Origin of the sequence: Amycolatopsis azurea DSM 43854 (genome assembly GCF_001995215.1) — a bacterium.
In the GTDB taxonomy this organism is placed as follows: Bacteria; Actinomycetota; Actinomycetes; order Mycobacteriales; family Pseudonocardiaceae; genus Amycolatopsis; species Amycolatopsis azurea.
The window spans coordinates 332497-356821 of the sequence record NZ_MUXN01000023.1; the positions used below are offsets into that span (position 1 = coordinate 332497).

Consider the following 24325-nt stretch of genomic DNA (forward strand, 5'->3'; position numbering starts at 1 on the left):
CGTCAGGTGACCCGAAATCCACACGGTCCTGTCACAGCGACCCGTTCGCGAGGGAAGGGTGTGTGGAAATAGGGACATTCAACGTCCCTATTTCCACACACCCTTCACCCAATGTCACCCCAACTCCACTGCGCTACCTGTCACAGCGACCCGGCTTACCACTCACGGCAGCCTCGATCCTGGCAGTCGGTGACGTGTGAAGTCCGGGTTTCGTACGTGTCCCCACGACCAACGCGTGAAGGCCCCCTTCCTTGCGCCAGGCGCGAGGAAGGGGGCCTTCATGTACTTCTTGCCGGGCTAGTGCCCGGAGGTGATCTCCTTGCGCTCCTGCGAAGGCTCACCGCCGATGTCGTCGACCTTGCCGTTGCCGTGCCCGTTGGAGCCGTGCCCGTTGGCCCGGGCGCGCTCCAGCGCGATGGTCTCCTCGACCGGGTCCGGCGACCAGGTCGAACCGGCGACGGCGTGACCGGCCGAACCGAGCTTGTTCATCTTCTTCGGCACCGACGCGCCCTGGTACTCGAGCGGGAGCGGGTGACCGTGGTCGTCCACCGGGCCGAGCGGCTGGTGGATCTCGATGAACTCACCGTGCGGCAGGCGCTTGATGATGCCGGTCTCGACACCGTGCTCCAGCACCTCGCGGTCGGCCCGCTGGAGACCCAGGCAGATCCGGTAGGTGATGTAGTACGCGATCGGCGGCAGCAGCAGCACACCGATCCGGCCCGCCCACGTCGTCGCGTTCAGCGAGATGTCGAAGGCGAACGCGATGATGTCGTTGAAGCCCGACAGCATGATGACCGCGAAGAACGTCAGGGCCATGATGCCGAGCGAGGTCCGGACCGGGACGTCGCGCGGACGCTGCAGCAGGTTGTGGTGCGCGGTGTCCTTGGACAGCTTTCGCTCGATCCACGGATACATCACCAGCAACCCGATCAGCAGCGGCATACCGACCGCGCCGGGGAAGAACACCGCCGGGACCGTGTAGTTCCCGAGATAGAGCTCCCACGCGGGCCAGATCCGCAGCATGCCGTCGGCCCAGGCCATGTACCAGTCAGGCTGTGAACCGGCCGAGACCTGCGCCGCGTTGTACGGGCCGATGTTCCAGATCGGGTTGATCTGGAAGAGCCCCGACATCAGCGCGATGACACCCGTGACCAGAGCGAAGAACGCACCGCCCTTGAGCGCGAACACCGGCATGATGCGGACGCCGACGACGTTGGTCTCCTTGCGGCGCACGCCCGGGAACTGCGTGTGCTTCTGGTACCAGACCAGCGCGAGGTGCGCGGCGACCAGGCCGAGCATGATGCCCGGCAGCAGCAGGATGTGGATCGTGTACAGGCGCGGGATGATCTCGTTGCCCGGGAACTCCCCGCCGAACAGCGCCCAGTGGATCCAGGTGCCCATGACCGGCACCGACAGCACGATGCCCGACAGGGTCGCGCGGATACCGGTACCGGAGAGCAGGTCGTCCGGAAGCGAGTAACCGAAGAAGCCCTCGAACATACCCAGGACCAGCAGCAGCGCACCGATGACCCAGTTCGCCTCACGCGGGCGGCGGAACGCACCGGTGAAGAAGATCCGGAACATGTGGACCATCATCGAAGCCACGAAGATCAGCGCGGCCCAGTGGTGCAGCTGGCGGACGAACAGACCGCCGCGGACGTCGAACGAGATGTCCAGCGTGGTCGCGAAGGCCCGCGACATCTCGACGCCCTGCAGACCGGTGAAGCTGCCGTTGTAGACGACCTCCTCCATGGAGGGGTCGAAGAACAGCGTGAGGTACACACCCGACAGCAACAGGATGATGAAGCTGTAGAGCGCGATCTCGCCGAGCAGGAACGACCAGTGGGTCGGGAACACCTTGTTGATCTGGTGCCGCATGCCCTTGGCCAGGTGATACCGGTCGTCGGCCCACTTCGCACCAGCGCCCACGGCCTTCTCGACCGGGTTCGTCCCCTTGGTCGGGGTGGTGAGTGAACTCATGACTTACGCTCCCAAAAGGCCGGTCCGACGGCCTCGTTGAAGTCTCCGCGCGCGACCAGGTAGCCGTCCTTGTTCACTGTAATCGGCAATTGGGCCAACGGCCGAGTCGCCGGACCGAAAATCGGCTTGGCGTAGTGGAGCGCGTCGAACTGCGACTGGTGGCAAGGGCAGAGGATGCGGTTGGTCCGCTGCTCGTACAGGGAGGTCGGGCAGCCGACGTGGCTGCAGATCTTCGTGTACGCGTAGTAGTCGCCGAAGTTGTAATCCTCCTGGTTCGCCCGCTTGACGACCTTGGCGGCGTCGGTCGGGCGGAGGCGGATCAGCATGACCGGGTTGTCGACGCGCTTGAAGGCGGCCGACAGCGCGTGCTCGTCCTCCCGCTCGGACTCACGGAACGGGAACACCGTTTCCATGGCGCCCGCGTCGAGGTCCTCGACCCTGACCAGGGAGACCTCGTGCGGACGGCCGGTGTTGCGGCGCAGGAAGACCTCTTCGTCCGGGAAGTTCTTCTTCCAGCCCGAGTGCCACAGGGAGTCGCGGTTCTCGGTGTCCTTCCACGGATCCTTGATGAAGGACGCGACCGGCAGCGCCGCGACGGCGAGGCCGAGCACACCGGCACCGGCGCCCGCGGACCGCTTGATCATCGAACGGCGCGCGATGGTGCTGTCGTTACCCGAGTGGGCCAGCTGGGCGACGATGGTGGCCTTGTCGACCTCCTTGGAGCCGCCGTCCCCGCGCTCCTGCACGGCGACCTCGGCCGGGATGAACTTCTTGGTGTAGAGGATCACCCCGATACCGAGGCTGAGCACGGCGAGCCCGAGGGTGATCCCGAGCAGCGGCGTGTACAGCGTGTACTTGGTGTAGCCGGTCGTACCCGGCTCCTTGTACTCGAACCAGTGCGGCCACGCGACGAGGACCACGAACGCGAGGCCGGACAGCGCGGCCAGCACGAACCAGAGGGCGACAGTGCGCTCGGCGCGCTTCTCCGCCCGTGTCCCCTCGACCGGCCACGGCTTCGGGTACTCCACGATCTCGACCCCGTCGAGCGCGGTACCCAGCTTGACGAGCTGGTCGCGATCCATGTCCGCCAATTCCGCCTCTGTCGGCGGCTTCGGCCCTTCGGCGCTCATGCCTTCGATCCAATCCACAACGTCACGCCGATCAGCGCGGCGATCCCGACGATCCACGCGATCGCGCCCTCCGAGGCCGGGCCAAGACCGCCGAGCGAGCTACCGCCGGGTGCGTTGTTCCCGTGACTCACGGACTTCACGAACGCGATGATGTCCTTCTTCTCCTCCGGCGACAGCTGCCGGTCGGAGAACTTGGGCATGTTCTGCGGCCCGGTGAGCATCGCGGTGTAGATCTGCTCCTCCGTGGCCGGGTCCAGGTTCGGGGCGAACTTGCCCGAGGAGAGCGCGCCGCCGCGGCCGGTGAAGCCGTGGCAGGAGGCGCAGTTGAGGCGGAAGAGCTCGCTGCCGCGCGCGACGTCGTCGCCGCGCAGCGCGTCACCCTTCTCGGTGGGACGCTGCGCGCCGCCGCCGTTGGCCTGGATGTAGGCACCGAGGGCGTTGATCTCGGCCTCGGACAGCTTCGGCGGCTTCCGCTGCGCCTGGGCTTCCTGGCGCACCGCGGGCATGCGGCCGGTCGAGGTCTGGAAGTACACGGCCGCGTCGCCGATGCCGATGAGGCTCGGGCCACGGTCGGTGACGCCTTCGAGCTTCGGCCCGTGACATTCGATACACGTGTTGTTGTAGAGCTTCTCGCCCTCACGCAGGAGGGCGGACTCGCCCTGCGCCTGCGCGGTCTGCGGCTCCGGCGCGAAAACGGCGTACAGCCCGCCCACGCTCAGGAGCGCGATCCCGAGCGCCAGCACGCCGGCGAACCGCCTGCGTGCTTTCGACCGCTTGCGGAAGCGGCGCTCCGTGTCGTTCTTGCTGGAGGTCATCTTGCGGCAACCCTTGCTGTCAGTTCAGGCCGATAGGTCGTGGTGGCGGCTTCGTTCACGGAAGGATGTAGATCACCGCGAACAGACCCACCCACACGATGTCGACGAAGTGCCAGTAGTACGACACGACGATCGCCGAGGTGGCCTGGGCCGGGGTGAACTTGCTCAGCTTGGTGCGGATGAGCAGGTACACGAACGCGATGAGCCCGCCGATGACGTGCAGGCCGTGGAACCCGGTCGCGAGGAAGAAGACCGTGCCGAACGGGCCGGACGGGATCGTCATCCCCTCGTCGATCAGGTGGAGGTACTCGTAACCCTGGCCGCCGACGAAGATCGCGCCCATGATCAACGTGATGATGTACCAGCGGCGCAAGCCGAAGACGTCACCCTTTTCGGCGGCGAACACGCCGAACTGGCAAGTGAACGAGGACGCCACGAGGATCACCGTGAAGGGGATCGCCAGGGCGACGTTCAACTCGAAGGGCTCACCGTGCAGCGGCGGCGGCCACTGGCCGGTCGCGTTCTGCGCCTTCACGGTGAAGAACATGGCGAACAGTCCGGCGAAGAACATCAGTTCGCTGGACAGCCACACGATGGTGCCGACACTGACCATGTTCGGCCGGTTCAGCGAGTGGACCCGCTGGCTGATGGTGGGAGCTGCCGTTGTCACGCGTCGCATTATGTCCTCTCACGCACGGGGCTCGCCGGGTGGGTCCACGGCAAGTCGCGTGCGTGTCGGGTCACATCTGAACGAAAGTGGGAACTGAGCTACTCATGGGTTTACTAGATCGGCTTCGTGACCTGGTCAAGAAGCCGAAGATCCCTGGTCTGACGATCGACACGCCCGGCGTGGAGATCGTCGCGGAGGCGTTCGACCCGGCCGAGGCGGATTCTTCGGTGCTCGCGAGATCACCCGCTTGGGTCGCCGAAGCGCCGGCGATCCTGCGCCATCACTTCAAACTTCCGCCCGAAAAGGTGGCCGAGGCGACCGCGATCCTCGCCCAGGACGGCTGGGAGCTGCGGGAACAGGGCCCGGACGGCGGCCTGACGCTGGCGCACGCCCTGCGCGTCCAGACCCTCGACGCGCTGCACTGCGCGCAGGAACGGTCGCGGATGGCGGGGCTCGCGCAGCGGCTCGGCGGGGACTCGGTGGGCTGGGACGCGCTCCAGCCGTCGGGTGCGTCCACGTGATGTCGGTCATGGCGGATAACATCGCGGGGTCGACATGACTAGACGAGGCGGAGGCGCGCTCATGGGCGAGCAGGCGATGCGGATCCTGGTGTTCAGCCACAAGGCGGAGGTGCGCGAGGCGATCATCAACGCCGTCGGCCGCAGGCCCGCCGCCGACCTCGGCCGGGTGGACTACACCGAGGCGTCCGGCATCTCCGAGGTACTCGTCGAGATGGACGCGGGCAATGTGGACCTGGCCATCCTCGACGGCGAGGCGCAGCCGACCGGCGGCATCGGGCTGACCCGTCAGCTGAAGAACGAGATCGAGGATTGTCCGCCGATCGTGGTGTCGGTGCGGCGCAAGGACGACCGCTGGCTGGCGACCTGGTCGCAGGCGGACGCGGTGCTGGTCCACCCGCTCGACCCGCTGACCGCCGCCGAGACCGTCGCCGAAGTGCTGCGCGCCCGGCGGGTGCCGGCCGTGCACGGCTGAGCCGATGAGCGCGGCCGCTAAAACTTGGCCGTCCCTGCTCAACCAGCTCATCGCTCGCGCGGACCTGTCCGAAGAGGACACCGCGTGGGCGATGGACCAGATCATGAGCGGGGCGGCGACGCCCTCCCAGATCGCCGGATTCGCCGTCGCGCTGCGTGCGAAGGGTGAGACACCGGCGGAGATCTCCGGGATGGCCGACGCCATGCTGGCGCACGCCAAACGGGTGACGATCGACAGGCCGTCGGTGGACATCGTCGGCACCGGCGGCGACCGGTCCAATTCGGTCAACATCTCCACCATGGCCACGGTGGTGACGGCCGCGGCCGGCGCCCCGGTGGCCAAGCACGGCAACCGGAGCGCGTCGTCGAAGTCCGGCGCGGCCGACGTGCTGGAGGAACTGGGCGTCACCATCGACCTGCCGCCCGAGACGGTCCAGCGCAGCGTGAACGAACTGGGCATCGGCTTCTGCTTCGCGCCGAAGTTCCACCCCGCCCTGCGCCACGCCGGTCCGACGCGCGGTGAACTCGGCGTGCCGACGACGTTCAACCTGCTGGGCCCGCTGACCAACCCCGCACAGCCGCGCAGTTCGCTGATCGGCTGCGCGTACGAGGACAAGACGCGCGTGCTGGCCGAGGTGTTCGCGCGGCGCGGGATGACCGTGCTGCTCGTCCGCGGCGACGACGGGCTCGACGAGATCACCACCACGACCACCACCTCGGTGTGGGTGGTCTCCGGCGGCGAGATCACCGAGCGGAGCTTCGACCCCTCGTCGCTGGGCATCACCAGGGCGACCGCGGACGATCTGCGCGGCGGCGACGCGGCGCACAACGCCGACGTGTTCCGCCAGGTGATGAACGGGAAGACCGGGCCGGTGCGGGACGCCGTGCTGCTCAACTCGGCGGCCGCGCTGGCGGCTTTCGCCGGGTTCTCGGGGTCGCTGGAAGACGATCTGGCGGCCGGGCTCGCACGGGCGGCCTCGGCCGTCGATTCGGGTGCGGCGGCCGACCTGCTGAACCGGTGGATCGCCTTCGCCTGACCCCCGCCTCGCGTTTCGTCCTCTGAATGCGGTCCTTGCACACGCAACTACCGCATTCAGAGGACGAAACGCGTCGGTCACGAAGCGGTGCTGAACCGCGCCCGGTAAGCCGTGGGAGTCAGGCCGGTGGCCCGCCGCAGCTGGGCGCGCAGGTTCGCCGCGGTACCGAAACCGGAGGCCCGCGCCACCAGGTCCAGCCGCTGTTCCCCGCGCTCGATCAACCGGCACGCCAGCGCGACCCGTTCCGTGGTGAGCCACGCCAGCGGCGTCGTCCCGAGTTCGGCGCGGAACCGCCGATGCAGCGTCGCCTGGCTGGCCGCCGCCCGCGCGGCGAGGTCGGCGACGGTGAGCGGCCGGTCCAGCCGTTCCCGCGCCCATTCGAGCACCGGCGCCAGCGAGGTGTCCGGCATCGGCGGCAGCGGCCGCTCGACGAACTGCCGCTGGCCGCCGTCGCGGTGCCCGCTGAACACCAGCCGCCTGCTCACCGCGTTGGCGATCTCGGCGCCGTGGTCACGGCTGATCAGGTGCAGCCCCAGGTCGAGCGCGGCCGCGCTGCCCGCCGCGGTCAGGACGTCGCCGTCGTCGACGAACAGCACGTCGGGCTCCAGCAGCACCTCAGGGAACAGCGTCCGGAACCGCTCGGCCCATTTCCAGTGCGTCGTCGCGCGCCGTCCGTCCAGGACGCCCGCCTGCGCGAGCGTGAAGGCGCCGGTGCAGAAGCTGACCAGCCGGGCACCCCGCGCGGCCGCGGAACGGATGGCCGTCAGCACGGATTCCCTGGCCGGGGCCTCCGGATCGGGCCGGTTGGGCACGATGACCGTGTCGGCGGCCTCCACGGCTTCGAGCCCGGCGACCCCGGTGAGGGTGAACATCCCCAGGTGCATGCGCACGGAGGGCTCGGCGGCGCACAGGGTGAAGCCGTACCAAGGCCGGTCCAGTTCCGGCCGCCGCAGACCGAAGAGTTCGGTCGCGACGCCCATTTCGAAGGGGTTGGACCCCTCGTCGACCAGCACGGCGACCTCATGCGAGGAATCATGCGACATATGCGATTCCTAGCACTCACCGCCCAGCCGGTCCAGTGACCAGGATCGGGGCATGAGCGAGAAACCGATCGATCTGGAGACCGCGCTGGCCGGGTTCGACGAGATTTGGAGCCCGCGGATCGTCGCCCACGTCAACGACTACGACGTCCGCCTCGCCAAGGTCGCGGGCGAGCACGTCTGGCACGTCCACGAGAACACCGACGAGTTCTTCCTCGTCCTCGACGGCAGCCTGGACATCGCGTTGCGCGAAGAGGCGGGCGAGCGGGTCGTCACGCTGCCGCGCGGCTCGGTGTTCGTCGTCCCGCGCGGCACCTTCCACAAACCGTCCTCAGTGGACGGTGCGTCGCTACTGCTGTTCGAACCGACCGGAACGCTTTCCGTCGGCGACCGGCACGACGAGGTCCCCGACCACGTCCAGGTCACCGTCGGCCAGGAGATCTCTTTCTCTTGAGGGATAAGGCAAAAGTGTCCCCGTGAGGTGCCAAGTCCGTGAAGGCAGCCTTCCGGCTTTCTAGCCGACGGAAAACGTCTTGCGGTACGCGCTGGGACTGGTCCCCCGCAGCTTGCCGAACTGGTGCCGCAGCGCCGCGGCGGAGGCGTACCCGCAAGCGACCGCGATGTCCTCAATGGACAGACGTCCTTCTTCGAGCAACGACTGCGCGCGGTCGAGACGGCGTTCGGTGAGCCATCGGTGCGGGGTCGTCCCGGTGGCCGCCGAGAACCGGCGCAGGAACGTGCGCTCCCCCAAACCGCTGCGGCGGGCGAGTTCCGCGACGGTGAACGGCTGATCCAGCCGCCGCTCGATCCATTCGAGCGCTTCGGCGAGCACGGTGTCGTCCGGCGCGGCGGTCTCCGGGACCGGCGCCTGGACGAACTGCGCCTGCCCGCCGACCCGGTGCGGCGCCGCGACCATCCGCCTGGCCAGCGTGGTGGCCGCGGCGACACCGCGGAGTTCGCGCACCAGATGCAGGCACAGATCGACGGCGGCGACGGTCCCCGCGCTCGTGAGGACGCCGCCGTCGTCGACGTACAACGCCTTCGGGTCGACCCTCGCCGTCGGGAAGCGCGAGCGGAACTCCTGCTCGTAGACCCAGTGGACGGTGCAGTTGCGCCCGTCGAGCAGTCCCGCGTAGCCGAGTGAGAAGACGCCTGCGCAGAAGCCCGCGACCCAGGCGCCCCGGCTCGCGGCGTCGCGCAGGACCTCCAGGACCGGTTCCGGCGGGCTCGCGCTGCGCGGCGCGCAGGTCGGGACGATCAGCAGATCGGCGGACGCCGCGAAGTCCAGGCTCGCCAGCCCGTCGAGCCCGAAACCGGACCAGCTCAGGACGTTCTCGCCGCCGGGCGAGCAGACCGCGAAATCCCAGCCCTCGATGCCGTCGGCGCTGCGATCGGTGCCGAAGACCTCGCACGCGACGCCGAGTTCGAACGGCGAGACCTGGTCGGCGAGCACCACCGCGACCCTTTTCACATCCATCCGGTCACATCCATCCGGGCAGTGTGTCATAAGTTTTGCGGTCGATGTCATCTCTGACACTGGTCGGGCGTGGGCGCGCGGGCGAAAGTGGTGCCCATGAACAAGAACAACCCCCTGCTCCAGTGGACGGCCGCGATGGCGCTGTCCGGCACGATCGGCGCCGTCGTCCTGGAAAGCGGCGCCGACGCACCCGCCGTGGCGTTCGCGAGGAGCCTGGTCGGCGGCCTGCTGCTCCTGGTGTGGAGCGCCGCTCGCGGCTGGCTCCGCCCGTGGACGCTCACCCGCCGCGACCTGCTGCTCGCCGTCCTCGGCGGGCTGTTCCTGGTCGGGAACTGGGTCCTGCTCTTCGCCTCGTACGCGCTGTCGTCGATCTCGGTCAGTACGGTCGTCTATCACACGCAGCCGTTGATGCTGGTCGGTCTCGCCGCCGCGTTCCTCGGCGAGAAGATGGCGAAGAGCCAGCTGGTCCGGGCGCTGATCGCGTTCGGCGGGGTGGCGCTCATCTCGCTGTCGGCGCACGGTGCCGACGGCAAGCCCGTGCGCTTGGAAGGAATCGCGCTCGCCCTCGGCGCGGCCGCGCTCTACGCCGGCGCCTCGTTCGTCGCGAAACAGCTCAAACACCTGCGCCCGCATGTCCTGGCCGCCGTCCAGCTGGTGACCGGCACGATCGTGCTCGCACCCGCCCTGCTCGTCACGCCGCTGCCCACGGACACCTCAGGGTTGCTGTGGCTGGTCCTGCTGGGCACGGTGCACACCGCGCTGATGTACGTCCTGATGTACGCGAGCATCGGGAAGCTGCCGACCACGACGGTGGCGCTGCTGTCCTACATCTACCCCGTGGTCGCGGTGGTGGTCGACGTCCTCGCCTACGGGCACCGGCCGACCTGGCCTGAGGGTGTGGGCATGCTGGCCGTCCTGGCGGCCGCGCTGGCACCGAAACGCACGCCCGCACCCCGCCCCGAAGCCCAACCCGCCCGCGTTTAGTCCTCTGAACGCGAAAAGCGGCGCCCCGGTCCGAAGACCAAGGCGCCGCTTCCGGCGTCGGAACGTCAGTCGTGATTCGGACCGGTGTGGTACTCGAACACCAGCCCGCCGATGGCGACGATGACCAGGCCCAGCGCGATGATCAGCAGCCAGACGTGGAAGAACGCGAGCGCGACACCGGTCAGCGCGGCGGCCGCCGCGAGACCGATCGGCCAGTAGCTGCCCGGGCTGAAGAAGCCCAGCTCACCGGCGCCGTCGCTGATCTCGGCGTCTTCCCGGTCCTCCGGCCGCGGCTCGATGCGCCGCGCCACGAACTGCAGGTAGCTGCCGGCCAGGAAGGCCAGGCCACCGGTGAGGATCAGGGCCACCACACCGACCGGCTCGACGCCGTCCCGGGTCATCGTTCCGGTCATGTACGCGTAGATACCCGCCACGACGACGGAGAAGACCGCGACGAGGAAGAAAATCCGTCCTTCGACCTTCATGGACGTTGCCTCACTCCTGTTTCGGGCTCGAACAGCCGGGTCAGTTGGACGCGACCCGCGCGGTGCGGTCGGTGTTGAACGGGGTGGTGGTGACGGCGTAGGGCGAGCACAGTTCGCCGCAGTTCATCGCCGTCAGCGCCTCGGAAGCCGTGTTGGGCTTGCCGCTCTTCGGGTTCACCGTGCCGCGGAGCTGGATGTACTGCGCGTACTTGTCCGCCGACAGCGCCCTGACCTCGAAGTTCATCCCCGAGTGGTAGGTGCCGCACAGTTCGGCACAGCGGCCGACGAACGAACCTTCCTTGTCGATCGAGTTCTGGAAGGTGAAGTCCTGGTTGTTCTTCTCCGGGTCCGGCATGACGTCCCGCTTGAAGTGGAACTCCGGCACCCAGAACGAGTGGATGACGTCGGCCGACCGCAGGTTGTACTGGATCGTCTTCTTCGTCGGCAGGACGAGCAGCGGGATCTCGGTCGAGCTGCCGACCGTGGTGATCTCGGGGTCGTCGTGGTTCTTGGAGTCGCTCTTGTACTTGAACTCCCAGTTCCACTGGAACGCGACGATGTCGACCGTGACGTCCGGGTTGTCCGTCTCGGCGAGCACGCGGTTCTCGGTGGTCGCGGTGAAGAAGAACAGCACGCAGACCATGATCGTCGGGACGACGACCGTGAAGATCTCCAGCGGGATGTTGTACTGGAACTGACGGGGCAGTTCCTCCTCCGCGCCGTCGGCGGTCTTCTTCTTGCGGTGGAAGATCGCGGTCCAGAAGATCAGCGCCCAGACGATCACACCGACGGCGAGCGCCGCGACGACCGTCCACGTCCACAGGGTGCGCATGTCGTGCGCCTGCGGGGTCACCCCGACCGGCCAGCCGAAGCGGAGGATCTCGTCCCCGGAACAGCCCGTCGCGGTCAGCATCACCAGCGCGGCGAGCGCTGCGATACGACCAGCCCGCTTAACCGGGATGCGCTCTGGATTTCCCACTGCGCCTTGCCCTTTCACCCAGAGCCTCCTCGACCGATCTTTGTGACATGGCGGAGCCTAGCCGAGTTACGGCGCCGTGCTGACCAAGGGGTAACCCCAACACGCGTATCCCCCACCACATCCGGGTGTACGGGCCCACCGGCATACTGGGCCCTTCTCCCCCGCTCGGCCAACAAGAGGTGTGTGAACTAGACGTGTGCGGCCTGCTTGGACTGATCTGTTCGACCGAAGCCGACGCTGCGAGCGCCCGTGACGCCGTCGACGCGGCCATGCGCTGCCAGCGGCACCGCGGCCCCGACGAGCACGACACCTGGGCCGACGCCGAGGTGGTCTACGGCTTCAACCGGCTGGCCTTCATCGACGTCGACCACGCCCACCAGCCGCTGGTCTGGGGTCCGCCGGAGGCGCCCGAGCGCTACACGCTGAACTTCAACGGCGAGATCTACAACTACAAAGAGCTGCGCGACGAGCTGGCCGCCGAGCACGGTGCGAAATTCGCCACAGAGGGTGACGGCGAGGCGATCGTCGCGGCGTACCACTACCTCGGCGACGACGCGGTGAAGAAGCTGCGCGGCATGTTCGCCTTCATGATCTGGGACTCCCAGGAGAAGGTCGTCTTCGGCGCGCGCGACCCGTTCGGCATCAAGCCGCTGTTCTACTCGGCGGGACCCGGCAAGGTCGCCTTCTCCAGCGAGAAGAAGAGCCTGCTGGAGCTTTCGAGCGTGCTCGGGGTCGAGGACGAGCTGGACAAGACGGCCCTCCAGCACTACCTGGTCCTCCAGTACGTGCCGGAGCCCGAGTCGATGCACACCGGCGTCCGCCGCGTCGAGTCCGGCACGTCGTTCCGCGTGGTCCCCGGCGGTGACGTCGAGTTCACCCGCTACTTCCACCCGCAGTTCAACGCGAAGCCGGTCAACAACCAGGCCGAGGCCGACGAGCTGTACGAGCGCATCGCCGATGTGATGCGCGACTCGGTCGGCAAGCACATGATCTCCGACCCGGACGTCACCGTCGGCGCGTTCCTCTCCGGCGGCATCGACTCCACCGCGACCGCGACGCTGGCCAAGGAGCACAACCCGAACCTGATCGCGTTCACCACCGGGTTCGAGCGCGAGGGCTACTCCGAGGTCGACGTCGCCGCCGAATCGGCCGCCGCGATCGGCGTGAAGCACGTGGTCCGCACGGTTTCGGCGGACGAGATGATGGAGGCGCTGCCGCTCATCGTCTGGTACCTCGACGACCCGGTGGCCGACCCGGCGCTCGTGCCGCTGTGGTTCATCGCCCGCGAAGCGCGCAAGCACGTCAAGGCGGTGCTGTCCGGCGAAGGCGCCGACGAGCTCTTCTGCGGCTACACGATCTACAACGAGCCGATCTCGCTGGCGCCGTTCGAGAAGATCCCCGGCGGGATGCGGAAGATCATCGGCAAGGTCTCCACGAAGATCCCCGAAGGCACCCGCGGCAAGGACCTGCTGCGGCGCGGGGCGCTGCCGCTGGAGGACCGCTACTACGGCAACGCGCGCAACTTCCGCGACGACCAGCTCCGCAAGGTGCTGCGCACGTACGAGGAAGGCATCGGCTTCAAGGACGTCACCGCTCCTTGGTACAAGATCTCCGAGGACTGGGACCCGGTCGCGCGGATGCAGCACGTCGACCTCTACACCTGGCTGCGCGGCGACATCCTGGTCAAGGCCGACAAGGTGACCATGGCGAACTCGCTGGAACTGCGCGTGCCGTTCCTCGACGCCGAGGTGTTCAAGGTCGCCTCGACCATCCCGCTCGACCAGAAGCTCGCGCACGGCACCACGAAGTACGCGCTGCGCCAGGCGCTGGCGAAGATCATCCCCGGGCACGTGCTGAACCGGCGCAAGCTGGGCTTCCCGGTGCCGATCCGGCTCTGGCTGCGCAACGAGATGTACGACTGGGCCAAGGGCATCATCTCGGACTCGCAGACCGACGCGCTGCTCGACAAGAAGGCCGTCCTGGCGCTGCTCGACGAGCACAAGGCCGGGCAGCTCGACCGCAGCCGCCAGCTGTGGGCGCTGCTGGTGTTCATGCTGTGGCACGGGATCTTCGTCGAGAACCGCATCAAGCCCGAGATCCCGGAACCCGTCTACCCGGTGAAACTCTAGTCACGACTCGACACGCTGGCCTTCACCGTTCACCCGGTGGAGGCCAGCATGGACCGATGGACTTCGTCCTCGTGCACGGCACGACGCAGAGCCCGGCGGGCTGGGACCGCGTGGCCAAGTTGCTCAGGGCCGCCGGGCACCGCGCGATCGCGGTGGACCTGCTGACCCCGGCCGAGCTGCCTGTCGAGGGCTACGCGCAGCACGCGCGGGACCAGTACGACGGCGAGCGGCCGGTCGTGGTGGCGCATTCCGGGGCCGGGGTCCTGCTCCCGGCGATCGCCGAGGCGCTCGACGCGCGGGCGATGGTGTGGGTCGCCGCCTACATCCCCGATTTCGCCGGTGGCCGGAGCCTGCGCGACGAGGTCCTGACGTCGTTCGCCCCCGAATGGATCGGTGTGGACCCGACCTCGGATCCCGCGAAGGCGTCGGAGTTCCTCTTCCACGACTGCGATCCCGAGACCGAACATCTGGCGCTCGACAGCCTGCGGCTGTTCAGTCCCGCGGTCCTCGCCGCCCATCACGCCGTGCCCGCGCCGGAGATCCCGTCGACGGTGATCGTCCCCACCCGCGACCGCACGCTGAAACCGGAGTGGATGCGCCAAGCCGCCAGGGAACGGCTCGGCGTCGATGCGATCGAGATCGACGCAGGGCACTGCCCGCACATGTCCCGTCCGGCGGAGGTCGCCGGAATCCTGACCGGTTCACGGCGTTAGGCACTTCAGGGACTCGGTGAGCCAGGCGTCGTACCAGGCCGTGAAGGTCGGCGTGGGCCCCAGGTCGATCCATTTCGCGCGGCTAAGGCCCGAGGCCGCGGGCACGGCGGGCGCCCACCCGTACTCGTCCATGTCCCACAGCGATCCGGCCAGTTCGCCGGTGGTGACCAGCATCGTGAAACCGCTGCAACCTTGCTCGCTGATGGCGACACAGCCGGGCAGCTCGCGCCCCGCGTCGATGCCTTTGAACCAGCCGTCGTCGTGGTCAAGCCACTCCTGATGCACACGATGGGCATCGGCCCTGGTCAACGGGAAATCCTCCGCGGGCCGCAGATCCTCGGCCCACTCTCGCAGCCCGGCCATGTCCAACAGGCCGTAGTACGGCCCCGCGCCGGCACCGACCTGGCGGAGGAAGTCGCGATAGTCGGCGGGGAACCCGACGGCGAGTTCGGCCTCGACGGTCGCGATCTCGGCCTCGTCCTGCGGCAGGCTGCGATACAAGTGGGTGTGGGCGCCGAAGATCACGAACTCGCTGTCCCGCTGCCGCAGTCGTGCGAGTTCCGCCGCCAGGGCCGCCGTATCCACCAGGTCATTGTGCCGAAGGGGCCCTTCACCGCATCACACGCGGTGAAGGGCCCCTTCGGCACGTCACATGAGGGGAAAGTCCCCTTCAGCCTCAGGCGGGCAGGATCGCCGCGATCTCCTCGGCCGACTCCGGACCGAAGGCCTCCTTGAGGCGGCCCAGGACGTCCGCCCGGTCGAAGGCCCACTCCTGGGTGCCGACGGTCTCCAGTACCAGCACGGCGATCAGCGAACCCAGCTGCGCCGAACGTTCCAGGCTGAGCCCGCCGTCGATCCCGGCGATGAACCCGGCCCGGAAGCCGTCGCCGACGCCGGTCGGGTCGACCTTGCCGCGTTCCGGGACGGCGCCGATCTGGAGCGCGAGGCCGTCCTTGCCGACGATCTCGACGCCCTTCTCCCCGAGCGTGGTGATCCGCATCCCGACGCGGTCGAGGACGTCGGCCTCGGTCCAGCCGGTCTTCTGGAGCAGCAGCTCCCATTCGTAGTCGTTGCTGAACAGGTACTTCGCGCCGTCGACGAAGTCGCGCACCTGCTCGCCGTCCATCCGCGCGAGCTGCTGCGACGGGTCGACGGCGAAGGTGTAGCCGCGCTGGCGGCACTCCTCGGCGTGCCGGACCATGCCCTCGGGGTCGTCCGGGCTGATCAGCACGAGCGACAGCTCACCGGCGTGCGCGGCGACCGGCGCCAGTTCGATGTTGCGGGATTCGGCCATCGCGCCGGCGTAGAAGGTGGCGATCTGGCAGAGGTCCTCGTCGGTGGTGCACACGAAGCGCGCGGTGTGCGCGACCTCGGAGACCAGCACGCCGGCGGTGTCGACGCCGTGCCGCTCGAGCCACGAGCGGTAGTCGGCGAAGTCGGAGCCCACCGCGCCGACAAGGATCGGCTGCTTGCCGAGCACGCCGAGGCCGAAGGCGATGTTCGCGCCGATCCCGCCCCGCCGGACGACGAGGTCATCGGCCAGGAAGCTCAGGGACACGCGGTGCAGCTGCTCGGCGATGAGCTGCTCGGCGAACCTGCCCGGGAAGTGCATGAGGTGATCGGTTGCGATACTGCCGGATACTGCGATCCTGGCGCTGTCTGCCACCGGTTCTCCTTGATCGGTCGGCCTCGCGGAAGCGAGGACGGCTAAGTTACCCGCAGGTCATGCCCCATACGGGTTGCTTCAGGCACGGCCATCAACACTACCGGTTGGTAGTGGTGTCCTCGTGGAACACGAGTCATTAACTTGTCGTTCGTGACCACTCCTGCGTATCACCTCGAACCGGAATCGATCGGCGAACTCATCGCCGACTGTGCCGGCATCCCGTCGTCCCTCCAAGCCGAGAACCTGCCCCTGCCCCGGCAGATCGCTCCGCCCTGGACCGTGGACGAGCGCTGTCTCGCCCAGGTGGCCGATCTGGACGCCTACGTCTGATCCCGCTGAGGGGTACTCAAGAGCTGCGGGCATGAAGAAGGGCCGCGACCTGGGTGAGGTTCGCGGCCCTTCTTCATGCCTCGACGCGGATCAGTGGAAGCTGTCGCCGCAGGCGCAGCTGCCGGTCGCGTTGGGGTTGTCGATCGTGAAGCCCTGCTTCTCGATCGAGTCGACGAAGTCGATCACGGCGCTCGACACGTACGGCGCGCTCATCCGGTCGACGGCCACGCGGAGCCCGTCGAAGTCACGGAACAGGTCACCGTCGAGCGTGCGCTCGTCGAAGAACAGCTGGTAGCGCAGGCCCGCGCACCCACCGGGCTGGACGGCGATGCGCAGGTGCATGTCGTCACGGCCCTCCTGCTCGAGCAGGGCCTTCGCCTTGACGGCGGCGGCGTCGGTCAAGGTGACGCCGTGCGTCTCCTCGGCGGTCTCGGCCTGAGCTGCGGCTGCCTGCTCAGCGGTCGTCATGGTTCTCCCTCTGGTCGAACTCGCTGCGGGTACTCGTCTTGCACATGGTCCAACACGTCGGAGTCCCGATCTGTTCCCCTCCATGGTGACATATCGCTCGGCCTGGTGCGTGGCACCGTGACGGCTGCAACTACCCTGGTGAGGTGAGGTTCCTGCGCCGTAGCACCACAGACTCCGCCACGACGGACACCGAGACGACCGACACCGAGGCCGTCGAGGTCCAGGCCAAGGCGTATACGCCCGGCAAGGGCAAGGCCACGCCCAAGCGGCGTGAGGCCGAGGCCAAGCGCCGCGGCCCGGTGGCGCCGCCGCCGACCACCATGCGCGAGGCGATGAAGCGCAACAAGGAACTGCGCAAGTCCGCGAAGTCCGACCCGGAGTACAAGGCGAAGCAGCGCAATGCCGCCAAGGAACGCCGCGAGCGGATGATGGCGGGCGAGGACAAGTACCTGCTCCCCCGTGACCGCGGCCCGGTCAAGGCCTACATCCGGGACCTGGTCGACTCGCGGCGCAACCTGCTCGGCCTGTTCATGCCGCTGGCGATCCTGGTGTTCGTCGCGCTGATCCTCCCGTACCCGGAGGTCCAGCGGTACGCGACACTGCTGTGCACCGTGATGCTGCTCGGCATGATCGTCGAGGGCGTGCTCAGCGGGCGCCGGATCGCGAAGATGGTCCGGCTGAAGTTCCCGGACGAGGTGATCAAGGGCACCTCCGTCGGCTGGTACTCCTTCATCCGCGCGAGCCAGATCCGCAAGCTGCGCGTCCCGAAGCCGCGGGTCAGCCCCGGCGACAAGGTCTGAGCAGGTGAAACCCAGGTCGTTAGCGTGGCTAACGGCCTGGGGTAGAGTCCTGCCCATGGAGTTTCGACGACTGGGCCGCAGCGGCCTCAATGTCAGTGAGATCTCGTACGGCAACTGGCTCACCCACGGGTCCCAGGTGGAAGAGGACCAGGCCCAGGCCTGCATCAAGGCGGCGCTCGACGTCGGCATCACCACGTTCGACACCGCCGACGTCTACGCGAACACCGCCGCCGAATCGGTGCTCGGCCGCGGCCTGAAGGGCCTGCGCCGCGAGAGCCTCGAGATCTTCACCAAGGTCTACTGGCCGACCGGCCCCAAGGGCCCCAACGACCAGGGTCTCGGCCGCAAGCACATCATGGAGTCGGCGCACGCTTCGCTGAAGCGGCTCGGCACCGACTACGTCGACCTCTACCAGGCGCACCGGTTCGACCGGACCGTCCCGCTCGAAGAGACGTTCCTCGCCTTCGCCGACCTCGTCCGCCAGGGCAAGGTGCTCTACGTCGGCGTCTCGGAGTGGACCGCCGAGCAGATCACCCAGGGCGCGGCGATCGCGCGTGAGCTGAAGGTGCCCCTGATCTCGAACCAGCCGCAGTACAACGCGCTGTGGCGGGTCATCGAGGCGCAGGTCGTCCCGGCCTCCGAACGTGAGGGACTCAGCCAGATCGTCTGGTCGCCGATCGCGCAGGGCGTGCTCACCGGCAAGTACAAGCCCGGCCAGCCGCTGCCCGAGGGCTCCCGTGCGACGGACGAGAAGGGCGGCGCCAACATGGTCGCCCGCTTCCTCAACGACGACGTCCTCGAGCGCGTACAGCGGCTCGAGCCGCTCGCGGACAAGGCGGGCCTGACGATGGCCCAGCTCGCCGTGGCGTGGGTGCTGCAGAACCCGAACGTCGCTTCGGCGATCATCGGCGCTTCACGGCCGGAGCAGGTGCACGAGAACGTGAAGGCGGCCGGCGTGAAGCTGGACGCGGATCTGCTCGCGGCGATCGACGAGGCCCTCGACGGCGTCACCGAGACCGACCCCACCCTGACCCGCTCGCCCTGACCCCCCGCGTTCAGTCGACTAATCGCGGATGCTCTTCCCGCAATTGGTCGACTGAACGCGTCAGTCGCCGTGCACCCGGGTCTGGTACGCGATCTGACCATCGAGGTCGAGGGCGTCACCCGGAGCTCGCAACGGGTCGATTCCCAGGCCCCGCAACAACCTGCTCGCGCCGGCGACGCGGTCGCCCGTCCGGCCGTCGAGCCGCTGCGGCCGGTGGCCCCGCTGGATCAGCAGGCCCTCGACGTCGTCTATCAACCGGTACGGGTCGTAGACCTGCTGTTCAGGCATGGTCGCCGCCCGATACCCAGGTCTTCCCGGTGATCCGTTCGTAGACCTCGGTGTAGCGCTCGCGCGTCGCCTCGACGATCTCGTCCGGGATCGCGGGGCCGGGTGGCGTCTTGTCCCAGCCGGTGGTCGTGGACCAGTCGCGGACGAACTGCTTGTCGAACGCGTGCTGCGTACGGCCCGGCTCGTACTCGTCGGCGGGCCAGAACCGCGACGAGTCCGACGTGAGGACTTCGTCCCCGAGCGTCAGCACACCGTCGGCGTCGAAACCGAATTCGATCTTGGTGTCGGCGATGATGATGCCGTTCTCCGCCGCGTGCTCCGCACCCTTGGTGTAGACCTCGAGCGTCAGGTCGCGGATGCGGTCCGCGGTCTCCTGGCCGATCTCGTTCACGACGTCGACGAAGGTCATGAACTCGTCGTGGCCGGTGTCGGAGATCTTCGTGGTGGGCGTGAAGATCGGCTCGGGCAGCTTGTCCGCCTCGACCAGGCCGGCGGGCAGTTCGACGCCGGAAACCTTGCCGTCACGCCGGTATTCGCGCATGCCGAGACCGGTGAGGTAGCCACGCGCGATGCATTCGACCTGGATCATCTTCAGCGGCTTGCAGCGCGTGGCGCGGCCCGCGAATTCCGCCGGGACGTCGGTGGTGGAAATGACGTGGTTCGGCACCACGTCGGCCATCTTTTCGAACCACCACGCGGAAAGCTGGTTCAGCAGCGCGCCCTTGTCCGGGATCGGGGTCGGCAGCGAGACGTCGTAGACCGAAACGCGATCGGACGCGACGAGCAGAATGTCGCCGTCGATTTCGTAAAGGTCCCGGACCTTACCCGCGTGAATGTGCTTCATGCCCCGTCCTCGATGTCGTATTCGTAGAAAATCCAGTGGTCCGGCAACGCCGCCGATTCGCCGTACTCGAGTACGTCTCCCTCGGCGGACAAGAACCTGTTACGGCTCAACAAAAGCGCCGAACCCTCGGCCACACCGAGTTCCTTCGCCTCCTCGGCACCCGCCAGCCCCGCGGCGTGCTGAGAATGGGTCGACTTCAGAACCCGGCCTGTCCGGTCCGCAACATATTTGACCGTGCCCTCGACGATCCGCACCGGCTCGAACAGCAACGGCGCCTTCGACGCGACAGCGCCGTCGAACCACGAAACGGACGTCGACACCGGCACGTCCTGCCCGGCGTACGTCGTCCGCCGCCGCCTGATCACGGGAGAGCCCTGGTCGATGCCCAGGGCGCCCGCCACCCGCTCCGGCGCCGGGACGAGCCCGGTCGCCCGGATTTTCGCGTAGTGGCCCGGCGGATAGACCTTGCCGGTTCGCGCGATCGAGATCGTCCGATCGTGCGCGGAGCGGTGCAGCGCCCTGGTCTGCACCACTGTCCCGATCCCGCGGACCGCGCGGACCAGACCTTCCGCCCGGAGCGTGGAGAGCACCTTCATCGCCGTCGCCATCGCGACGTTCCAGTTCCTGGCGATCTCTCGCGCGGACGGGACCGCGTCACCTTCCTTGAGCCTGCCCGAAACGATGTCGTCGCGAATGTTTCCCGCGATCTGGAGATACGGCGGTTCAGGTCGGTCGACGGCGGGCAAGGTGACTCCTCACAAGGTCGCGCGGTGCGCACAAGCGTTCTAGCACACCAATGGGCGAGCACCAAGGATCCTGCTCACACCCCATTATTACGTACTAGTACACATTCTGGACGGTGCTCTAGTACACCTGTTACTCTCCGCAGAGTTCCCGAAACCCGTTGGGGGGCTCGATGAACCATCTGAGCATCGACGAACTGCTCGAAGAGCTTCGAAGACGCCGGTGGGTCGTCTACATCTTCGGCCCCCGCGAGGAGCCGGAGGTCTGCGCCGCCGTGTTCCAGTGGGACACCTGCGCCGACGTCCTCGTCCTGCGCGGCGAGGAACGGGCGAGCGCCTTCCGGGTCACCACTCTCGCCGACACGGACGTCTTCCACCCGGCGCTGGTCTCGTGGCAGTACCACTCGACGGCCGACTGGACCCTGCGCGCGGTGCTCACCATCCCGCCGCCCGGCGACGCCGCCGCACCGATCCAGTTGCTGCAACCACATCCGGACTGCGTGATCCCGATGGAGGCACGCCAGCCGGTCACGATCCTTCCCGCCAACGGAGCCAAGGCCGACAACCAGGGAGATCCCTAACCGCGGCCGATCACCTGCTCGGCGACAACGAGGTCGTGCGGGTAGGTGATCTTGAGGTTCTCCGCGCTGCCTGGAACCCACCGCACCGGCAGCGCGGAGAACCTTTCCATGCACGAAGACGTGTCCGTACCGACGAAACCCTCGCGCTCCGCCGTTTCGTACGCTTCCAGCAACGGGGCGGCACGGAACCCCTGCGGCGTCTGCACCCGGATCGCGCCGGGCAGCGCACCGGAAACCGTGTCGCCGTCGACGCGCACGATGTCGTCGGCCGCGACCCCGGGCACCGCTCCCCCGTACCGCCGGGTGTCGGCGAGGACGTCCGCGATCAGATCCGGGGTGACGAGCGGACGGGCCGCGTCGTGCAGCAGCACCGCGTCGATCTCGCCGCTCTCGATCCGGGAAGCCAAGTGGCGCAAGGCGTTCAGCTCCGAACCCTGCCGCGTCGCGCCGCCGTGGACGAGTTCGACCGCACCCGGATGCGCGGCGAGCACCTCGCCCGCGAGTTCGGTGTCCTGCGGCCGGATGACCAGCACGAGCACGTCGATGCCGGGCACCCGGGCGAAGGCGTCGAGCGACCACGCGACCACCCGCTTGCCCGCCACCGGCAGGTAGACCTTGTTGAGCTTGGCGCCGACCCGGGTACCCGCTCCGCTCGCGAGCACCACCCCGGCGGCCTTCGTCTGAGCCACAGGCAACTCTGGCACAGGCGGGTGGGTAGGTTGGGCCCGGCCACCGAAGCGATCCGAAGGGGCAGTGCGTTGGACGACGAAATCCTCGAGTTCGCCGAAGTCGAGCAGCCTGATGAACACGCGCGCTCGGCGGCGATCGCCCTGCACTCGAAACTGATCAAGCCCGCGGGCTCGCTGGGCAGGCTCGAGGAACTGGGCGTCTGGGTCGCGGCCTGCCAGGGCCAGTCGCCGCCGCGTCCGTTCACCCGGCCCAGGGTCGTGGTGTTCACCGGAGACCACGGCATCGCCGCGAAGGGCGTCTCGGCCTATCCGGGTGAGGTCACGGCGCAGCTCGTCGGCAGCATGCTGACCGGAGGCGCGGCCATCAACGTGCTGGCGGCTTCGGCGGGCGCGAGCGTCCGGGTGGTCGACATGGCCGTCGACAGCGACGCCCCCGCCACGCGGTCGATCGGCGAGTTCAAGGTGCGGCGCGGATCCGGCTCGATCGACGTCGAGGACGCGCTGACCGACGACGAGGCCCGTGCCGCCGTCCGCGCGGGCCGGGCGATCGCCGACGCCGAGGTCGACGGCGGGGCCGACCTGCTCATCGCGGGCGACCTCGGGATCGGGAACAGCACCCCGGCCTCGGTGCTGGTCGCGGCGCTGACCGGCAGCGAACCGGTGGCCGTCGTCGGCCGCGGTTCGGGGATCGACGACAACGCCTGGATGCGCAAGGCCGTGGCGGTCCGGGACGCGCTGCGGCGCGCGAGGACCGTGCTGGCCGACCCGGTCGCGCTGCTGCGGACGTCCGCCGGCGCCGACATCGCCGCGATGGCGGGCTTCCTCGCGCAGGCCTCGCTCCGCAAGACGCCGGTGATCCTGGACGGTCTGGTCGCCTCCGCGGCCGCGCTGGTCGCCGAGGAACTCGTCCCGGGCGCGCGGCAGTGGTGGACCGCGGGCCAGCGCGGCGGCGAACCCGCGCACGCGCTGGCGCTGGAGCACCTCGACCTGGAGCCGATCCTGGATCTGGACGTCCGCCTCGGCGAGGGCACGGGTGCGGTCGCGGCGCTGCCGCTGGTGTTCATGGCGACGCGGGTGCTCGCGGAGATGGCGACGCACGAGCAGGCCGGGGTGAGCGGGCCGCTGATCGAGGCCCCCGCCTCCTGACCCACTCCGCGTTTAGTCCTCTAAATGCGAAGGTCCGTGAAGGCCTCCTTGAGGGACTCTGGGTCCCTCAAGGAGGCCTTCACGGACTTGCCTGACGCCGGGCCGAAGCCTCAGCTCAGCGGGTACATCCAGCCTTCCGGAGCGGGCCGGATGCCCTCCTGGATCCCGGTCAGCGCGCCGCGCAGCTTCATCGTCAGCTCACCCGGCTGCCCGCCGGCGACGGAGAACTCGCCGCCCGCGTGCTTCACGTGCCCGACCGGGGTGATGACGGCCGCGGTCCCGCAGGCGAACACCTCGGTCAGCTCGCCCGAAGCCGCCGCCTTCTCCCACTCGTCGGTCGAGATGCGCCGCTCCTCGACCTGGTGCCCGAACGACTTCGCCAGCTCCAGCAGCGACTTGCGGGTCACGCCCGGCAGCAGCGAGCCGGTCAGCTCCGGGGTCACGACCCGGGCCTCGTCACCGGAACCGAAGACGAAGAACAGGTTCATCCCGCCCATCTCCTCGATCCAGCGCCGCTCGACCGCGTCGAGCCACACGACCTGGTCGCAGCCCTTCGCGACGGCCTGAGCCTGCGCCAGGAACGACGCCGCGTAGTTGCCGGCGCACTTGGCCTCGCCGGTGCCGCCGGGGACCGCCCGCACGTACTCGGTCGAGAGCCACACCTTCACCGGCTTCACGCCGCCCGAGAAGTACGAGCCGGCGGGCGAGCCGATCAGCGCGTAGAGGTACTCGTTCGCGGGCCGGTTGACGCCGAGCCCGGCTTCGGTGGAGATCATGAACGGCCGCAGGTACAACGACTCGCCCGGCTTCGTCGGCACCCAGCGGCTGTCGACCGCGAGGAGCTCGCGGATCGAGTCGAGGAAGACCTCGACCGGAAGCTGCGGCATGGCGAGGCGCTCGGCCGAGTTGCGGAACCGGATCGCGTTCGCGTCGGGCCGGAACGCCGCGATCGTGCCGTCGGGCTGGCGGTAGGCTTTGAGGCCTTCGAAGATCGCCTGGCCGTAGTGCAGCACGGAGGTCGCCGGGTCGAGCGTCAACGGCGCGTACGGCCCGACGGTCGCTTCGTGCCAGCCCTGCTCGGCGCTCCACTTCACGGTCACCATGTGATCGGTGAAATGCAGCCCGAAACCGGGTGCGGCCAATACGTCCGCGACGCGTTCCGGGCTCGCGGGGCTCGGGTGCGGGAGGTGGGTGAACTGCGTCGAGGTCGTCATGGGTAGACGATAACGCTTGGTCGGACCCACGTTAGTCGGACGTCCGCATATCTTTACCACCGTCGAACTGTCCGTTGCGA

At 68.3% G+C, this 24325-nt stretch carries 28 protein-coding genes; 12 read left to right on the forward strand and 16 right to left on the reverse strand.

Annotated elements, in window-relative coordinates:
• Positions 1 to 297 precede the first annotated feature (297 nt).
• The 4 genes from qcrB to ctaE are packed head-to-tail and all read right to left on the reverse strand — an operon-like array spanning position 298 to position 4604.
• Positions 298 to 1980 carry a cytochrome bc1 complex cytochrome b subunit gene (gene qcrB, locus B0293_RS30010; protein WP_077241421.1) on the reverse strand — a complete coding sequence of 561 codons (1683 nt, stop codon included), beginning with the start codon at positions 1978 to 1980 and terminating at the stop codon, positions 298 to 300.
• Positions 1977 to 3110: a cytochrome bc1 complex Rieske iron-sulfur subunit gene (qcrA, locus tag B0293_RS30015; protein ID WP_005164161.1), complete on the reverse strand. Its 1134-nt coding sequence runs from the start codon at positions 3108 to 3110 to the stop codon at positions 1977 to 1979. Before qcrA ends, qcrB begins: the two co-directional genes overlap by 4 nt.
• Complete coding sequence (qcrC, locus tag B0293_RS30020; protein ID WP_005164163.1) at positions 3107 to 3925, reverse strand: cytochrome bc1 complex diheme cytochrome c subunit; 819 nt, start codon at positions 3923 to 3925, stop codon at positions 3107 to 3109. The genes qcrA and qcrC overlap by 4 nt, the downstream gene beginning before the upstream one ends.
• 55 nt (positions 3926 to 3980) lie before the next feature.
• The gene (gene ctaE, locus B0293_RS30025) at positions 3981 to 4604 is read right to left on the reverse strand and encodes an aa3-type cytochrome oxidase subunit III (RefSeq protein ID WP_005164165.1); all 624 of its coding nucleotides are present in this window, start codon (positions 4602 to 4604) and stop codon (positions 3981 to 3983) included.
• A gap of 95 nt (positions 4605 to 4699) precedes the next feature.
• Here ctaE and B0293_RS30030 point away from each other — a divergent pair, with 95 nt between their 5' ends.
• The 3 genes from B0293_RS30030 (at position 4700) to trpD (ending at position 6624) form a co-directional block, all read left to right on the forward strand.
• On the forward strand, positions 4700 to 5116 hold the full coding sequence (locus B0293_RS30030; protein WP_005164167.1) for a hypothetical protein: 417 nt from the start codon (positions 4700 to 4702) through the stop codon (positions 5114 to 5116).
• 61 nt (positions 5117 to 5177) lie between these two features.
• A complete protein-coding gene (locus B0293_RS30035; RefSeq protein ID WP_005164172.1) occupies positions 5178 to 5588 on the forward strand; it encodes a response regulator in 411 nt (136 codons plus the stop codon).
• Between the two features lie 4 nt (positions 5589 to 5592).
• Positions 5593 to 6624, forward strand: a complete 1032-nt coding sequence (gene trpD, locus B0293_RS30040; protein ID WP_005164175.1) for an anthranilate phosphoribosyltransferase — start codon at positions 5593 to 5595, stop codon at positions 6622 to 6624.
• Positions 6625 to 6701: 77 nt separating this feature from the next.
• On the opposite strand, the gene B0293_RS30045 is transcribed toward trpD, so the two are convergent.
• Positions 6702 to 7667 (reverse strand): helix-turn-helix domain-containing protein, encoded by a 966-nt coding sequence (locus tag B0293_RS30045; RefSeq protein ID WP_005164177.1) that lies wholly within the window; start codon positions 7665 to 7667, stop codon positions 6702 to 6704.
• A 52-nt stretch (positions 7668 to 7719) separates the two neighbouring features.
• On the opposite strand from B0293_RS30045, the gene B0293_RS30050 reads away from it, so the two are divergent.
• Complete coding sequence (locus B0293_RS30050; protein WP_005164180.1) at positions 7720 to 8118, forward strand: cupin domain-containing protein; 399 nt, start codon at positions 7720 to 7722, stop codon at positions 8116 to 8118.
• A gap of 60 nt (positions 8119 to 8178) precedes the next feature.
• Here B0293_RS30050 and B0293_RS30055 read toward each other — a convergent pair whose 3' ends face one another.
• Positions 8179 to 9141, reverse strand: coding sequence for a GlxA family transcriptional regulator (locus tag B0293_RS30055; RefSeq protein ID WP_005164182.1), 963 nt, complete (start codon positions 9139 to 9141; stop codon positions 8179 to 8181).
• Between the two features lie 96 nt (positions 9142 to 9237).
• Here B0293_RS30055 and B0293_RS30060 point away from each other — a divergent pair, with 96 nt between their 5' ends.
• A complete protein-coding gene (locus B0293_RS30060; protein ID WP_005164184.1) occupies positions 9238 to 10125 on the forward strand; it encodes a DMT family transporter in 888 nt (295 codons plus the stop codon).
• A 65-nt stretch (positions 10126 to 10190) separates the two neighbouring features.
• Here B0293_RS30060 and B0293_RS30065 read toward each other — a convergent pair whose 3' ends face one another.
• Positions 10191 to 10610, reverse strand: coding sequence for a cytochrome c oxidase subunit 4 (locus tag B0293_RS30065; RefSeq protein WP_005164186.1), 420 nt, complete (start codon positions 10608 to 10610; stop codon positions 10191 to 10193).
• Positions 10611 to 10650: 40 nt separating this feature from the next.
• Positions 10651 to 11589 carry an aa3-type cytochrome oxidase subunit II gene (gene ctaC, locus B0293_RS30070; protein WP_039919243.1) on the reverse strand — a complete coding sequence of 313 codons (939 nt, stop codon included), beginning with the start codon at positions 11587 to 11589 and terminating at the stop codon, positions 10651 to 10653.
• A gap of 194 nt (positions 11590 to 11783) precedes the next feature.
• On the opposite strand from ctaC, the gene asnB reads away from it, so the two are divergent.
• Together asnB and B0293_RS30080 are read left to right on the forward strand one after the other, a co-directional pair.
• The gene (asnB, locus tag B0293_RS30075) at positions 11784 to 13718 is read left to right on the forward strand and encodes an asparagine synthase (glutamine-hydrolyzing) (RefSeq protein WP_005164190.1); all 1935 of its coding nucleotides are present in this window, start codon (positions 11784 to 11786) and stop codon (positions 13716 to 13718) included.
• Between the two features lie 56 nt (positions 13719 to 13774).
• Positions 13775 to 14431, forward strand: a complete 657-nt coding sequence (locus B0293_RS30080; RefSeq protein ID WP_005164192.1) for an alpha/beta fold hydrolase — start codon at positions 13775 to 13777, stop codon at positions 14429 to 14431.
• Here the strand turns inward: B0293_RS30080 and B0293_RS30085 are convergent.
• Positions 14420 to 15016, reverse strand: a complete 597-nt coding sequence (locus B0293_RS30085) for an SMI1/KNR4 family protein (protein WP_005164194.1) — start codon at positions 15014 to 15016, stop codon at positions 14420 to 14422. The two genes, B0293_RS30080 and B0293_RS30085, sit on opposite strands and share 12 nt — an antisense overlap.
• Positions 15017 to 15107: 91 nt before the next feature.
• Positions 15108 to 16097, reverse strand: a complete 990-nt coding sequence (locus B0293_RS30090; protein ID WP_085939721.1) for a carbohydrate kinase family protein — start codon at positions 16095 to 16097, stop codon at positions 15108 to 15110.
• A gap of 141 nt (positions 16098 to 16238) precedes the next feature.
• On the opposite strand from B0293_RS30090, the gene B0293_RS30095 reads away from it, so the two are divergent.
• A complete protein-coding gene (locus B0293_RS30095; protein WP_005164196.1) occupies positions 16239 to 16427 on the forward strand; it encodes a hypothetical protein in 189 nt (62 codons plus the stop codon).
• A 90-nt stretch (positions 16428 to 16517) separates the two neighbouring features.
• Here B0293_RS30095 and B0293_RS30100 read toward each other — a convergent pair whose 3' ends face one another.
• Positions 16518 to 16895 carry a HesB/IscA family protein gene (locus B0293_RS30100; RefSeq protein ID WP_005164197.1) on the reverse strand — a complete coding sequence of 126 codons (378 nt, stop codon included), beginning with the start codon at positions 16893 to 16895 and terminating at the stop codon, positions 16518 to 16520.
• A 143-nt stretch (positions 16896 to 17038) separates the two neighbouring features.
• Here B0293_RS30100 and B0293_RS30105 point away from each other — a divergent pair, with 143 nt between their 5' ends.
• Positions 17039 to 17695 (forward strand): DUF3043 domain-containing protein, encoded by a 657-nt coding sequence (locus B0293_RS30105; RefSeq protein ID WP_005164198.1) that lies wholly within the window; start codon positions 17039 to 17041, stop codon positions 17693 to 17695.
• Between the two features lie 55 nt (positions 17696 to 17750).
• Positions 17751 to 18740, forward strand: a complete 990-nt coding sequence (locus B0293_RS30110) for an aldo/keto reductase family protein (RefSeq protein WP_005164199.1) — start codon at positions 17751 to 17753, stop codon at positions 18738 to 18740.
• 60 nt (positions 18741 to 18800) lie between these two features.
• On the opposite strand, the gene B0293_RS30115 is transcribed toward B0293_RS30110, so the two are convergent.
• Genes B0293_RS30115 through B0293_RS30125 form a run of 3 tightly spaced genes read right to left on the reverse strand, consistent with a single transcriptional unit; the run spans position 18801 to position 20618 of the window.
• On the reverse strand, positions 18801 to 19028 hold the full coding sequence (locus tag B0293_RS30115; protein ID WP_005164200.1) for a hypothetical protein: 228 nt from the start codon (positions 19026 to 19028) through the stop codon (positions 18801 to 18803).
• Positions 19021 to 19872, reverse strand: coding sequence for a phosphoribosylaminoimidazolesuccinocarboxamide synthase (locus B0293_RS30120; RefSeq protein ID WP_005164206.1), 852 nt, complete (start codon positions 19870 to 19872; stop codon positions 19021 to 19023). The genes B0293_RS30115 and B0293_RS30120 overlap by 8 nt, the downstream gene beginning before the upstream one ends.
• Complete coding sequence (locus B0293_RS30125) at positions 19869 to 20618, reverse strand: GntR family transcriptional regulator (RefSeq protein ID WP_005164207.1); 750 nt, start codon at positions 20616 to 20618, stop codon at positions 19869 to 19871. Before B0293_RS30125 ends, B0293_RS30120 begins: the two co-directional genes overlap by 4 nt.
• Positions 20619 to 20788: 170 nt before the next feature.
• On the opposite strand from B0293_RS30125, the gene B0293_RS30130 reads away from it, so the two are divergent.
• Positions 20789 to 21196: a hypothetical protein gene (locus tag B0293_RS30130; RefSeq protein WP_005164208.1), complete on the forward strand. Its 408-nt coding sequence runs from the start codon at positions 20789 to 20791 to the stop codon at positions 21194 to 21196.
• Here B0293_RS30130 and B0293_RS30135 read toward each other — a convergent pair.
• On the reverse strand, positions 21193 to 21861 hold the full coding sequence (locus B0293_RS30135; RefSeq protein WP_005164209.1) for an IspD/TarI family cytidylyltransferase: 669 nt from the start codon (positions 21859 to 21861) through the stop codon (positions 21193 to 21195). The two genes, B0293_RS30130 and B0293_RS30135, sit on opposite strands and share 4 nt — an antisense overlap.
• Positions 21862 to 21954: 93 nt before the next feature.
• Here B0293_RS30135 and cobT point away from each other — a divergent pair, with 93 nt between their 5' ends.
• Positions 21955 to 23031, forward strand: a complete 1077-nt coding sequence (gene cobT, locus B0293_RS30140) for a nicotinate-nucleotide--dimethylbenzimidazole phosphoribosyltransferase (RefSeq protein WP_039919245.1) — start codon at positions 21955 to 21957, stop codon at positions 23029 to 23031.
• A 110-nt stretch (positions 23032 to 23141) separates the two neighbouring features.
• On the opposite strand, the gene B0293_RS30145 is transcribed toward cobT, so the two are convergent.
• A complete protein-coding gene (locus tag B0293_RS30145; protein WP_005164211.1) occupies positions 23142 to 24245 on the reverse strand; it encodes a branched-chain amino acid aminotransferase in 1104 nt (367 codons plus the stop codon).
• Positions 24246 to 24325: the final 80 nt, after the last annotated feature.